Origin of the sequence: Streptomyces sp. NPDC048331 (genome assembly GCF_043201215.1) — a bacterium.
In the GTDB taxonomy this organism is placed as follows: domain Bacteria; phylum Actinomycetota; class Actinomycetes; order Streptomycetales; family Streptomycetaceae; genus Streptomyces.
In genome coordinates this window covers 118,560-130,695 of sequence record NZ_JBICYT010000013.1, presented here as the reverse complement: position 1 = coordinate 130,695, position 12,136 = coordinate 118,560, and the positions used below count along the sequence as shown (strand labels likewise).

At 72.0% G+C, this 12,136-nt stretch carries 14 protein-coding genes; 7 read left to right on the top strand and 7 right to left on the bottom strand.

Features of this window, described 5'->3' with window-relative positions; translation table 11 throughout:
- Nucleotides 1-198: 198 nt before the first annotated feature.
- A complete protein-coding gene (locus ACGFYY_RS20470; RefSeq protein WP_007265804.1) occupies nucleotides 199-402 on the bottom strand; it encodes a cold-shock protein in 204 nt (67 codons plus the stop codon).
- Between the two features lie 237 nt (nucleotides 403-639).
- Here ACGFYY_RS20470 and ACGFYY_RS20465 point away from each other — a divergent pair, with 237 nt between their 5' ends.
- The 4 genes from ACGFYY_RS20465 to ACGFYY_RS20450 all read left to right on the top strand — a co-directional run bounded on the left by ACGFYY_RS20465 (nucleotide 640) and on the right by ACGFYY_RS20450 (nucleotide 5,521).
- On the top strand, nucleotides 640-1,503 hold the full coding sequence (locus ACGFYY_RS20465) for a menaquinone biosynthetic enzyme MqnA/MqnD family protein (protein WP_393711067.1): 864 nt from the start codon (nucleotides 640-642) through the stop codon (nucleotides 1,501-1,503).
- A gap of 206 nt (nucleotides 1,504-1,709) precedes the next feature.
- Entirely contained in the window at nucleotides 1,710-3,521 is a 1,812-nt protein-coding gene (locus ACGFYY_RS20460; RefSeq protein ID WP_393711065.1) for a serine/threonine-protein kinase, read from the top strand.
- Nucleotides 3,522-3,660: 139 nt separating this feature from the next.
- The gene (gene mqnC / locus ACGFYY_RS20455) at nucleotides 3,661-4,860 is read left to right on the top strand and encodes a cyclic dehypoxanthinyl futalosine synthase (protein WP_033224154.1); all 1,200 of its coding nucleotides are present in this window, start codon (nucleotides 3,661-3,663) and stop codon (nucleotides 4,858-4,860) included.
- Nucleotides 4,861-4,876: 16 nt separating this feature from the next.
- Nucleotides 4,877-5,521, top strand: a complete 645-nt coding sequence (locus ACGFYY_RS20450) for a hypothetical protein (protein WP_393711062.1) — start codon at nucleotides 4,877-4,879, stop codon at nucleotides 5,519-5,521.
- Here ACGFYY_RS20450 and ACGFYY_RS20445 read toward each other — a convergent pair.
- Both ACGFYY_RS20445 and ACGFYY_RS20440 read right to left on the bottom strand, forming a co-directional pair.
- Entirely contained in the window at nucleotides 5,487-5,948 is a 462-nt protein-coding gene (locus ACGFYY_RS20445; protein WP_393711060.1) for a response regulator transcription factor, read from the bottom strand. The genes ACGFYY_RS20450 and ACGFYY_RS20445 overlap by 35 nt on opposite strands.
- Before the next feature lie 49 nt (nucleotides 5,949-5,997).
- Nucleotides 5,998-6,900, bottom strand: coding sequence for a DUF3152 domain-containing protein (locus tag ACGFYY_RS20440; protein WP_393711058.1), 903 nt, complete (start codon nucleotides 6,898-6,900; stop codon nucleotides 5,998-6,000).
- Between the two features lie 266 nt (nucleotides 6,901-7,166).
- Here ACGFYY_RS20440 and ACGFYY_RS20435 point away from each other — a divergent pair, with 266 nt between their 5' ends.
- Both ACGFYY_RS20435 and ACGFYY_RS20430 read left to right on the top strand, forming a co-directional pair.
- Nucleotides 7,167-7,859 (top strand): demethylmenaquinone methyltransferase, encoded by a 693-nt coding sequence (locus ACGFYY_RS20435; RefSeq protein WP_365279435.1) that lies wholly within the window; start codon nucleotides 7,167-7,169, stop codon nucleotides 7,857-7,859.
- A 32-nt stretch (nucleotides 7,860-7,891) separates the two neighbouring features.
- Nucleotides 7,892-8,794: a glutaminase gene (locus tag ACGFYY_RS20430; protein WP_393711192.1), complete on the top strand. Its 903-nt coding sequence runs from the start codon at nucleotides 7,892-7,894 to the stop codon at nucleotides 8,792-8,794.
- Nucleotides 8,795-8,830: 36 nt separating this feature from the next.
- Here ACGFYY_RS20430 and ACGFYY_RS20425 read toward each other — a convergent pair whose 3' ends face one another.
- The 3 genes from ACGFYY_RS20425 to ACGFYY_RS20415 form a co-directional block, all read right to left on the bottom strand.
- Entirely contained in the window at nucleotides 8,831-9,400 is a 570-nt protein-coding gene (locus ACGFYY_RS20425; RefSeq protein WP_393711055.1) for a histidine phosphatase family protein, read from the bottom strand.
- 73 nt (nucleotides 9,401-9,473) lie between these two features.
- Nucleotides 9,474-9,860 (bottom strand): hypothetical protein, encoded by a 387-nt coding sequence (locus ACGFYY_RS20420; RefSeq protein ID WP_393711053.1) that lies wholly within the window; start codon nucleotides 9,858-9,860, stop codon nucleotides 9,474-9,476.
- 4 nt (nucleotides 9,861-9,864) lie between these two features.
- On the bottom strand, nucleotides 9,865-10,383 hold the full coding sequence (locus ACGFYY_RS20415) for a GNAT family N-acetyltransferase (RefSeq protein WP_365279447.1): 519 nt from the start codon (nucleotides 10,381-10,383) through the stop codon (nucleotides 9,865-9,867).
- Between the two features lie 97 nt (nucleotides 10,384-10,480).
- Here ACGFYY_RS20415 and ACGFYY_RS20410 point away from each other — a divergent pair, with 97 nt between their 5' ends.
- Nucleotides 10,481-11,764, top strand: a complete 1,284-nt coding sequence (locus tag ACGFYY_RS20410; protein WP_030722345.1) for a geranylgeranyl reductase family protein — start codon at nucleotides 10,481-10,483, stop codon at nucleotides 11,762-11,764.
- Nucleotides 11,765-11,773: 9 nt separating this feature from the next.
- Here ACGFYY_RS20410 and ACGFYY_RS20405 read toward each other — a convergent pair whose 3' ends face one another.
- Complete coding sequence (locus ACGFYY_RS20405) at nucleotides 11,774-12,097, bottom strand: hypothetical protein (RefSeq protein ID WP_393711050.1); 324 nt, start codon at nucleotides 12,095-12,097, stop codon at nucleotides 11,774-11,776.
- Nucleotides 12,098-12,136 lie beyond the last annotated feature (39 nt).

Sequence of the window (12,136 nt, the reverse complement as noted above, 5' to 3'; positions counted from 1 at the left end):
CCCGCCCCCCCCGCCCCCCCCCCGCCGGGCCGCGCCGCCCCCCCCCCCCCCCCCCCCCGCCCCCCCCCCCCCCCCCCCCCCCCCCCGCCCCCACGCCGGGAGGCAAAAGGCAGGAGCCCTGCCTGATCTGCTCGCGCAGAGGGGACAGGGCTCCTTGGGTACTGCTTTTCCAACCCGCGATGGGATTGGCCCTGGCGACTAGGCCGGGGTGACGTTCTCCGCCTGCGGGCCCTTCGGACCCTGCGTGACGTCGAAGTTGACCTGCTGGTTCTCCTCGAGGGAGCGGAAGCCAGAGGCGTTGATCGCGGAGTAGTGGACGAAGACATCCGGGCCGCCGCCGTCCTGGGCGATGAAGCCGAAGCCCTTTTCAGCGTTGAACCACTTCACGGTTCCGGTAGCCATGAGCCCTCCTATGGGCCAAAGGGTCGCCCTGCTCCAGAACCTGCTAAGAAGTCTGAAAACTACAAAAGCCTGCGGGTCACATTCTCCGCAGGCCTCGTACTGCAAGGGAAACCAAACTGCAACTTGCGGCGAGCCTAGCACGCACCCTGCGGCCGAGACCAGAGGGAAAGATCACGTCACCCGGACGTTTGAGACCCGCCGCAAGGCTGACGCGGACCCGGGGGCTAGTCTCGCGATGTGGACGTCTATCGCAGCCGGCCCCGCGTCGGCCACATTCAGTTCCTGAACTGCCTGCCCCTCTACTGGGGGCTGGCCAGAACCGGCACTCTGCTGGACCTGGAGCTGACCAAGGACTCCCCCGAGAAACTCAGTGAGCGGCTCGTCCAGGGAGACCTGGACATCGCCCCGATCACCCTCGTGGAGTTCCTCCGCAACGCCGACCAGCTCGTCGCCTTCCCCGACATCGCCGTCGGCTGCGACGGTCCGGTGATGTCCTGCGTGATCGTCTCGCAGGTCCCCCTGGAGCAGCTCGACGGAGCCCGCGTCGCACTCGGCTCCACCTCCCGTACGTCCGTACGCCTCGCTCAGCTGCTGCTTTCCGAGCAGTACGGGGTACGACCCGACTACTACACCTGCCCGCCCGACCTGAGCGTGATGATGCAGGAGGCGGACGCGGCCGTACTGATCGGGGACGCCGCGCTGCGGGCCTCGCTGCACGACGCGCCCCGGCTCGGGCTGACCGTGCACGACCTGGGCCACATGTGGAAGGAGTGGACCGGGCTGCCGTTCGTCTTCGCCGTCTGGGCCGCCCGCAAGGACTACCTCGCCCGCGAGCCCGTCGTCGTGCGCGAGGTGCACGAGGCCTTCCTCTCCTCCCGGGACGTGTCCCTGGAGGAGGTCACCAAGGTGGCCGAACAGGCAGCCCGTTGGGAGGCCTTCGACGCCGAGCTGCTGGAGCGGTACTTCACGACGCTCGACTTCCGCTTCGGTCCCGAGCAGCTGGCCGGCGTACGTGAATTCGCGCGCCGTACGGGATCGACGACCGGGTATCCCGCGGATGTGGCCGTGGAGCTGCTGAGCACGGTGGTCCAGGAGTGCTGAGCGGGTTTACCCGGCGGTAGTCCAAAGACCGGACGGTCGCATGTGCGGTTTACCGGGAATTCCCGCCCTTTTTGCATTTCTCGGCCGGGGACGGAAATGTAAAAAGGTGACCGCGCACCTTCGCCCGCCCCGGCGGGACACCCCCTAGGCTGCTGCTCGGCCGGGCGGCACAAGGCGCCCGGGATCACGGGGAATTGGGGGACGCGATGCAGCCGCTCGAAGCCGGTGAGCCGCGCACCATCGGCGCCTACCGGCTGCTCGGCCGGCTCGGCGCCGGTGGCATGGGCCGGGTCTACCTGGGGCGCAGCGCCGGTGGTCGCACCGTCGCCGTCAAGATCGTGCACCCGCATTTCGCCTCCGACGAGGAGTTCCGGGCCCGGTTCCGCCGCGAGGTGGAGGCGGCCCGCCGGGTGGGCGGCGAGTGGACCGCGCCGGTGCTCGACGCGGACCCCGAGGCTCCGGTGCCGTGGGTGGCCACCGGGTACGTCGCCGGGCCCTCCCTGGACCGCGCGCTGGCCGCGCACGGCCCGCTCCCCGAGGCTTCGGTACGGGCCATCGGCGCGGGGCTGGCCCGCGCCCTGGTGGCCGTACACGGTCTGGGCCTCGTCCACCGGGACGTGAAGCCGTCGAACGTGATGCTCACCCTGGACGGGCCGCGGCTGATCGACTTCGGGATCGCGCGGGCCACGGACGGCACCGCCTCCCTCACCTCCACCGGCGTCTCCATCGGCTCGCCCGGCTACATGTCGCCCGAGCAGATCCTCGGCAAGGGGGTCACCGCGGCGGCCGACGTGTTCTCGCTCGGCGCGGTCATGGCCTTCGCGGCGACCGGGCGGCCGCCCTTCAGCGGGGACAACTCGGCGACGCTCCTCTACAAGGTGGTCCACGAGCCGCCGGAGCTCGCCGCGCTCCCGGCCGGGGAGTTGCGCGAGCTGATCGAGGCCTGTCTCGCCAAGACGGCCGTGGAGCGGCCGGCCCCCGAGGCGGTCGCGGCCGCCCTCGGCGGAGCACTGGGCGCCCCCGGCTGGCTGCCCGGGCCGCTGGTCGAGGAGGCCAGCCGGGCCGCGGTGGCGCTGCTGGACCTGGACGCCGACACCTCCGGGGGCGGGTCCGAGGTGTCGGCCGGCCGGGGCTTCACACCGCCGCTCCCGGCGCACTCGCCGTACGCCGACGGCCCGTCCGGGCCGGTGCCGTTCACGGCCGCCTCGTACGGAGGCCCCGCCGGGGCGGGCGGCTTCGGGCCGCCCGACCCCGCGTACGGGGCCGCCGGGCCGGGCATCGGCTCGCCCGCCGCGACCGCGGGCTCGTCCGGTGGATCCGGCCCCTACGGGACCCCCGGCCCGGGAACCGGCGGCGCGGGGCTGCCGGGGCAGCGGACCGCGGCGGAGGACGCGGGTCGGCAGGTCACCGTCAGGGCGGCCGGGCGCCGGTTCAGCTGCACCGTGGTCCTGGCCGCGGCGGCCGTACTGGCGGTGCTGTCCGGCGGGCTGTACTGGATGGACGTGCTGCCGGGCCAGGGCGGCAAGGGCCATGACCTGGCCGACGCCGGAGAACGCCCGTCCGCGTCCTCCCCGGCCCCGGCGGGCTCGGCCCCGGCCGCGACCCCGAGCGGGAGCGGGACCGCGAGCGGGAGCCCGGCCACGCCCAAGGGCACCCGAGAGGACGTGCCCAAGGAGCTCGTCGGCACCTGGAAGGGCACGGTCACCACCGCCCGCGCCAAGCTCTCCACGGAGTTCGAGATCACCATCAAGGCCGGCAAGGTCGGTGAGGTCGTCGCCCGGGACACATCGATCCTCCCGCTCTTCGGCACCGACTGCAGCGGCGACTGGAAGCTGGCCTCGGCCACCGACCGCACCCTCGTCCTGGACAGCTCGGCCGGCCCCAACCCGGCTCCCGGGGTCTGTTCCGACGGCTCCGCCGACGAGCGCTTCACCCTCAACGCCAACGGGACGCTCCACTACAAGTCGGGCGACAACCCGGCCGGAAACCCCGAGGGCGACCTGACCCGCAGCCCCTGAGAACACTCGTCGGACCCCAGGGTCCGACGAGCGGCTGAGACCGGGCCGGCCGACCGGCCTCATCCGCTCGTCAGACCCTGGCGTAGGCTGGATCGGTCCGGACCTTGACACAGACACACCGCCGAAAGGTGACTCACCGGTGACCGACCAGGCCGTTCTCCAGTCTGTCCTCGACCGCGCCGCCGCGGGGGGCCGGATCACCAAGGAAGAGGCGCTCGACCTCTACCGCCACGCGCCGCTGCACGCGCTGGGGCAGGCGGCCGACGCCGTGCGCCGCCGCCGCTACGCCGGTACCGAGCACATCGCGACGTACATCATCGAGCGCAACATCAACTACACCAACGTGTGCGTCACGGCGTGCAAGTTCTGCGCCTTCTACGCGGCCCCCAAGGACGCGAAGAAGGGCTGGTCCCGCGACCTCGACGACATCCTGCGCCGCTGCGCGGAGACCGTCGAGCTCGGCGGCACGCAGATCATGTTCCAGGGCGGGCACCACCCGGACTACGGCGTCGAGTACTACGAGCACCACTTCTCCGCCATCAAGAAGGACTTCCCGCAGCTGGTCATCCACTCCCTCGGCGCGTCCGAGGTCGAGCACATGGCCCGCATCTCGGGCGTCTCGGCGGAGGAGGCCATCCAGCGCATCCACGCGGCCGGCCTCGACTCCTTCGCGGGCGCCGGCGCCGAACTGCTGCCGGAGCGGCCGCGTACGGCCATCGCCCCGCTCAAGGAGTCCGGCGAGCGCTGGCTGGAGATCATGGAGATCGCCCACAAGCTGGGCGTGGAGTCCACCTCCACCATGCTGATGGGCACCGGCGAGACCAACGCCGAGCGCATCGAGCACATCGCGATGATCCGGGACACCCAGGACCGTACGGGCGGCTTCCGCGCCTTCATCCCGTACACCTACCAGCCCGAGAACAACCGCCTCAAGGGCCGCACCCAGGCGACGATCTTCGAGTACCTGCGCATGATCGCGATCGCGCGCCTGTTCCTCGACAACATCGCCCACATCCAGGGCTCCTGGCTCACCGTCGGCAAGGAGGCGGGGCAGCTCTCGCTGCACTACGGCGCCGACGACCTCGGCTCGATCATGCTGGAGGAGAACGTCGTCTCCTCGGCCGGGGCCAAGCACCGCTCCAACCGCCAGGAGATCATCGACCTGATCCGCAAGGCGGGCCGCACCCCGGCGCAGCGCGCGACCACGTACGAGCACCTGCTCGTGCACGACGACCCGGCGAACGACCCGGTCGACGAGCGGGTGGTCTCGCACATCTCCTCGACCGCCATCGAGGGTGGCACGGCGCACCCCGAGCTGAAGCTCATCTCCACGAACTGACGACGCCGGCCGACCGATGCTGACGCTGCACACCGCCGAACTCCTGGTCACCGGGCCGGGGTCCGCGCCGCTGCCGGGCGGTGCGGTCCTCGTCGACGGCGACCGGATCGCCCGCGTCGGGCCGTACGAGGAGGTCGCCGCGGCCCACCCGCACGCCCGGACCCGCCGCTGGCCCGGGCTGATCACCCCGGGGCTGGTGGTGCGCGGGGCGGACGTGTTGCTGGAGCGGACGTACTACCCGGACGACCCGTACGAGGTCACCGAGCTCGGCGCGGATCCGATCCGGGGCGCGGCCGCGCTGGAGGCGCTGAAGATGACCGAGCCGCGGTGGGGCCACAGCGCCCGCCGCGGTACGCAGCGGCTGCTGGCCCGCGGGGTGGTGGCGGTCTGCGGCCGCTTCACGATCCCGGCGGTGCGCACGGCGGTGTCCCGGTCCGGGCTCACGATCCTGCCGCCGGCCGACTACGAGGGGCTGCCCGACCTGGATCCCTTCGCCGGGCGGGGCGCTGCGGCGGAGGCTTTCCACGGAATCCTGGAGGCGGGGGTTCCGGCGCGTTTCGCGGTCTTCGCGGTGGCGGACGAGGCCGAGTTGTCGGAGCGGGGTGCGACCACCTGCGTGGCCACGGTCATCGGGGGGCGGCTGCTCCACCGCCGTCGCTGAGCCCGATCCGGTCGCCGTGCCCCGTGGTGGCGGCACTGTCGACGGCAGCGGCGGCATCGGCGGCGCGCCGGGTGTCCTCCCGGGCCAGGGCCGCCAGCAGACAGGCCTGCAGGCGGCTGATGCCGCCCAGCTTGGCCCGTATGTTCACCACGTGGAACTTGACCGTGCTGACGGAGAGTTGCAGCTCGACGGCGAGTTCCCGGTTGGAGGCGCCGGTGGCCAGGCACAGGAACACGGCCGACTCCTGCTCGGTCAGCTGGGCGTCGGCGGGCCGATCGGCGGGCCGCTCGGTGGGGCCGTTCCCGTTCGGCGCGGAGCCGTCCGCCGCGGCGCCGTCCGGCACGTCCTCGCACGGTGCCTGCGCTTCCCCGCCCGGCTCCTCGTACGAGGGGAACCACGCCGGGACGCTGAAGCTGACGACGCGCACGTTTTCTCCTAGCCCCCCGGCCGGCCCCGTTCTGTGGCCCGCTCTCCCCCTATAGGACGGACGGACCGGACAGGTAGGTTCCATCCGCGTCGTACGGCCAGGCGTTGGACTTGCAGCCGAGGAGTCCCTTGATCTGCTGCATCATCGCCGGAGCGGGCTTGCCGGGGCCCGGGCAGGACTCGTGCCCGCGGCCGAGCTCGTGCCCGACCTCGTGGTTGATGATCAGCGCCCGGTACTCCTCGGGCGAGCCGGCGAACTGCGGCGAACCCTCCTGCCAGCGCTTGAGGTTGACCACGACGGTGTGCCCCGTGCTGCAGTTGGTCTCGCCGATCAGCTCGGGCGTGACCACGTCGCACAGGAGGTCGGTCGTCTTCGGCATCGCGATCTTGATGGTGAAGTCCACCGGCTGGCCCGCGGCGACGAGCTGGAAGCCGTACTTCGGGTCCTTCGTCCAGCCGCGTGGATCGCCGAGGATCGCCTCGACCGAGCGGGCGGCCGACTCCGGATCCACCCCGCTGCCCTCCTCGACCTCGATCCGCCAGCGGCGCGCGGGCCCCTTGCCCTGCGCCTTCCCGGCGGCGGCGGAGGTCTTGAAGGTGCCTTGCGCGGAGGGTGTCGCGGCAGCGGGCGACGGCGTGGGCGAGCCCGGCGGTGACGCCGCGGGTGAGCTGGAAGGCTGCGGGGCGGGGGTCTGCTGGCCGCCCTGCGGAACCGGGTTCGCGGAACCGTCCGCCGATTCCCCGGCCGTCGGGTCGGGCTGGGCGGCCGCCTTGCCCGCGGTGGCTTTCGCGTCGTCACCCTGCGGCAGCAGCGTGTACGCGGTCGCCGAGAGCACGACCACCGCCGCCGAGCCGAGGAGGATCGTGCGCCGCAGCCGCTTGCGCCGCTCGGCCCGGCGCCGGGCGCGCGGGTTGTCGCGACGGGAGCGACCGTTGGAATGGCCTGCCGGCATCGTGAAGCTTCCTGTTCGTGGCGGCCCCTGCCGGACCGGCCACGATTCGGTCACCGATCCGGTGGGTGACCCTCACCGGGCCGCACCTTTGCAGTCAACGTGTCCGCCGGGGCGTCGCGTAACTGTCCTTCGGAACAGTTTCCGACACCCGTCCGGTGGGAAAGGAGGGCGGGGGTGTCGGAGCCCGCGCGGCTCGCGGGGGGCGCGGCCTGAGAGGATGGGTGCGTACCCGCCGATCCGCATCGCACACCGAGGGGCGAACGCCAGTGACAAGGGCTTCCCTGGACAAGCAGCCGCACGAAGTCGCCTCCATGTTCGACGGCATCGCGGCGAAATACGACCTCACCAACGACGTCATCTCGCTGGGCCAGGCCCGGCTGTGGCGCAAGGAGGTCGCCAAGGCGGTCGGCGCGCGCCCCGGGCACGTGGTCCTCGACCTGGCCGCCGGAACCGCCACCTCCTCGCTGCCCTTCGCCGCCACCGGCGCGTACGTCGTTCCCTGCGACTTCTCCCTGGGCATGCTCATGGAGGGCAAGAAGCGGCACTCCTGGCTGCCGCTGACCGCCGGTGACGCGACGAAGCTGCCGTTCCGGGACGACGTCTTCGACACCGTCACGATCTCCTTCGGGCTGCGCAACGTCCAGGACACCGACGCCGCCCTGCGTGAGCTGTACCGGGTGACGAAGCCCGGCGGGCAGGTCGTCATCTGCGAGTTCTCGCAGCCCACCTGGGCGCCCTTCCGTACGGTCTACATGGAGTACCTGATGCGGGCGCTGCCGCCGGTGGCCCGCACGGTGGTGTCCGACCCCGACCCGTACGTGTACCTCGCCGAGTCCATCCGCGAATGGCCCGACCAGCCGGCGCTGGCCGCCCTGCTGCAGAAGGCCGGCTGGTCCAAGGTCGCCTGGCGCAACCTCAGCGGCGGCATCGTCGCGCTGCACCGGGGCATCAAGGACTGACCGCGGTGCCTGACGTCGTACGCACGGACTACGTGCCGCTGCTGGAGCGGATCGCGGCCGACATCGCCCCGCTGATCGGCAGCGGCACTCCGGCCGAGTACATTCCGGCGCTGGCCTCGGTGGACCGGCGTCAGTTCGGGATGGCCATCGCCGACCTCGACGGCAACGTCTTCGGGGTGGGCGACTGGCGGGTGCCCTTCTCCGCCCAGTCCATCACCAAGGTCTTCGCGCTCGCCCTGGCGCTGGCCGAGGGGGGCGACAGCTTGTGGGAGCGCGTCGGGCGGGAGCCTTCCGGCAACCCGTTCAACTCGCTCGTGCAGCTTGAGTACGAAAACGGCATTCCGCGCAATCCGTTCATCAACGCGGGCGCCCTCGTGGTCACCGACCGACTCCAGACGCTGACGGGTGACGCGAGCAGCGAGCTGCTGGAGTTCCTGCGTCAGGAGAGCCGGAACCCGGACATCGGCTTCGACGCCGAGGTCGCGGCCTCCGAGCAGGAGCACGGCGACCGCAACGCGGCCGTCGCCCATTTCATGGCCTCGTACGGGAACATCGACAACCCGGTGCCCGCACTGCTGGAGCACTACTTCTGGCAGTGCTCCATCGAGATGAGCTGCGCCGACCTGGCCGGCGCCGCGCGTTTCCTGGCCCGGCACGGGCTCCGCGCCGACGGCACGCGACTGCTGACGCGCAGCGAGGCCAAGCAGATCAACGCGGTGATGCTGACCTGCGGGACGTACGATGCGGCGGGCGAGTTCGCCTACCGCGTCGGACTGCCCGGCAAGAGCGGGGTGGGCGGCGGCATCGTCGCCGTCGTCCCGGGCCGGTGCACCCTCGCGGTGTGGAGCCCGGGCCTGGACGCGCGCGGCAACTCGGTGGCGGGCGTGGCCGCCCTGGACCGGTTCACCACGCTGACCGGGCTCTCGGTGTTCTAGCCTCGGAGGGCGGAGCGGGGCGTGGACAACCCGTCCCTACGGCACGTTCCACCCGAGAACCACCGGTAGCCCCTGTTCGTGACCCAATGTATTGATCGTCCCGGGATGCGGGTGTCCGAACTGCCGTGCGGCTGACGCGTCGAGCCCGAGCCAGCGCGCGGTGAGGATGCGTGACAGGTGGCCGTGCGCGACAACGGCCACGTCACCCTCGTCCAGCACGGGTCGGACCCGGCCGAGGAAGGCGTCGACCCGCACGGTCACGTGCCCGAGGTCCTCGCCGACCTCGACGCCGTCGCGCCACAACTCCCAGCCCGGCACGAGCTCCTGGATCTGCTCGGCGGTCAGCCCCTCGTAGCGACCGTAGTCCCACTCGATCAGGTCGACGTCGGGCTCCGCGCCGCTCAGCCCCGCCAGCTCGGCCGTCCGAACGGCTCGGGTCAGCGGGCTGCTGTAGACGGCCGCGAACTTCCTTGCGGCCAGCCTGGGCGCGAGCGCGCGCGCCGCTTCCTCCCCCGCCTCGGTCAGCGGCAGGTCGGTGCGGCCGGCATGCCGGCCGATCCGGCTCCACGCGGTCTCGCCGTGCCTGATCAACAGCAACTCGCCCATGGCCGAGGACCATAACCCACGGGGAACACAGGGAGAACGTCTTTCGGCACGGCACCGGATCGGGCCCACCGGCTCAGGAGCAGGCGGGGTCTCCCGGGGCGCATTCCATGGCGAACTGCCAGAAAAGGGCGACGAGCAGACAGAAGCCCAGCGACAGGGCGCCCATGGTGGCGAATCGCTTACGGGCCCGCGCGTGCCCGGTGGCCCGGGCCACCGCGTAGCCGAGGGCGGGCGCGAGCAGGATCCCGCCGACGCACGCCCACAGCATCACGAGGACGAGGCCGTCGCCCAGCGGGCCGCGGACGCCCGCGGCCCCGAGGAACGCCTGCGCCACGAAGACCACGGGAACGGCCGTCCACCACAGGGAAAGCCCCGTGATCAGTCGTCCGACAGCGGGGGACCCGACGGTGGTGGAGGGGGCGTCGGACGGCGCACGTCCGGAAGGGCCGTCGGCGGTCACCGGATCAGAGGGCCAGGACGTAGCGGCGGGCGGGATTGCCGCCCGGGGTGGTGAACTCCTCGGCCAGGGTCATGCCCAGACGCTCCGCCACCGCCACCGAACGCGCGTTCCGGGCGTCGATCATCGCCACCACCTCCGGGACACCGGCCGCGCGGACCCGGTCCAGCGTGGCCAGCGCGGCGGCGTACGCGTACCCCTGGCCCCACGCGGAGCGGCCCAGCCGCCAGCCGATCTCGATCTCGCCGACCGGCCCCCAGCCCTTCTCCCGGGGCCACGGCTGGGCGCCGGTGAAGCCGATCACCGCGCCGTCCGCGTCCAGCAGGGTCCACAGGCAGTAGCCGAGCTGGGCGTCGTGCATGCGCTGGCGCGCGGACAGCTCCTCGTACGCGGACAGCTCCGCGGGACCTCCCAGGAACTCCATGACGTCGGCGTCGGCGAAGGTCGCGTGCCAGGCGTGCGCGTCCTCGTCCGTGGGCACGCGGAGCTGTACGGAGGGAAGCGGCCGGGTCGGCGAGGTGGTCATCGGAGGCACCCTTCGGATCGTGATCTCTCTCGCTGCATAGACTGCACATGTCCGGTGCCGTTGGGCACCCTTTATCGAGCCTTCGGGAGATCCCGCAGTGACCGAGCTCCTCTCCGAACACTCCGCGGACGTGATCGTCGTCGGGGCCGGGCCCGCCGGCTCGACCACCGCCTACTACCTCGCCAAGGCCGGATTGGACGTCCTGCTGCTGGAGAAGACGGCGTTCCCGCGCGAGAAGGTCTGTGGCGACGGGTTGACCCCGCGCGCCACCAAGCAGCTCGTGGCGATGGGCATCGACATCTCCGAAGAGGCCGGCTGGCTGCGGAACAAGGGTCTGCGCATCATCGGCGGCGGGCAGCGGCTCCAGCTCGATTGGCCGGAACTCGCCTCCTACCCGGACTACGGACTCGTCCGCAAGCGCGACGACTTCGACGAGACCCTGGCCCGCCAGGCGCAGAAGGCCGGTGCGCGGCTGTACGAGCGCTGCACCGTCGGCGAGCCGGTGCGCGACGCGCGCACCGGTCACATCACCGGCGTGCACGCGAAGCTGGGCGAGGAGAAGACCCCGGTCACCTTCCACGCCCCGCTGGTCGTCGCGGCCGACGGCAACTCCTCCCGGCTGTCCCTGGCCATGGGCCTGCACCGGCGCGAGGACCGCCCGATGGGCGTGGCCGTGCGCACGTACTTCACCTCGCCGCGCCACGACGACGACTACCTGGAGTCCTGGCTGGAGCTGTGGGACCGGCGCGGCGCGCAGGACCGGCTGCTGCCCGGCTACGGCTGGATCTTCGGCATGGGCGACGGCACCTCCAACGTCGGCCTCGGCATCCTCAACTCCTCCTCCGCCTTCAAGGAGCTGGACTGGCGCGAGGTCCTCAAGGCCTGGTGCGCCTCCATGCCGGAGGACTGGGGCTACACCCCCGAGAACATGACGCAGCCGATCCGCGGCGCGGCCCTGCCGATGGCCTTCAACCGGCAGCCGCACTACACCAAGGGCCTGCTGCTGGTCGGCGACGCGGGCGGGCTCGTCAACCCGTTCAACGGCGAGGGCATCGCGTACGCCATGGAGTCGGGCCAGATCGCGGCCGACGTCATCGTGCAGGCCCAGGCGCGCGCCACCCCGGCCCAGCGCGAGCTCGCGCTGCACAACTACCCGAAGGTGCTCAAGGAGACCTACGGCGGCTACTACACCCTCGGCCGCGCCTTCGTGAAGCTCATCGGCAACCCGAAGGTCATGAAGATCGCCGCCCAGCGCGGTCTGACCCACCCGGTGCTGATGCGGTTCACCCTGAAGATGCTGGCCAACCTGACCGACCCGACGGGCGGCGACGCGATGGACCGCATCATCAACGGCCTCTCGAAGGTGGCCCCGAAGGCCTGAGCCGCCTCCTCAGTCGTCCGTGCCCGTGCCCGCCTCGGTGGGTGCGGGCACGTCCGCGTCCGAGGTTGCGGGCGGGGCCTCGGCCAGGACCTCGTACGGGTCCGGCCGGCCGTGGACCGTACGGACGCACCTGGCCAGCAGGACCAGCCCGCACACCAGCAGCGCCCCGGACGCGGTCCAGCCGAGGCCCAGCGTGAGCGGGTGGCCGGGTTTATGCCAGGGGCGGGCGGTGGTCAACAGCCAGCCACCCACCGCGAGCAGAGCGAGCCCGAGCGCGGCCGGGACCGCGGTGGGGTCGCCGGCGCCCCGGGAGTCGTACGGCTTCGGGTTCACAGGACCACCACCTCCGGGCGGGTCGGGTCGGCCCTGACG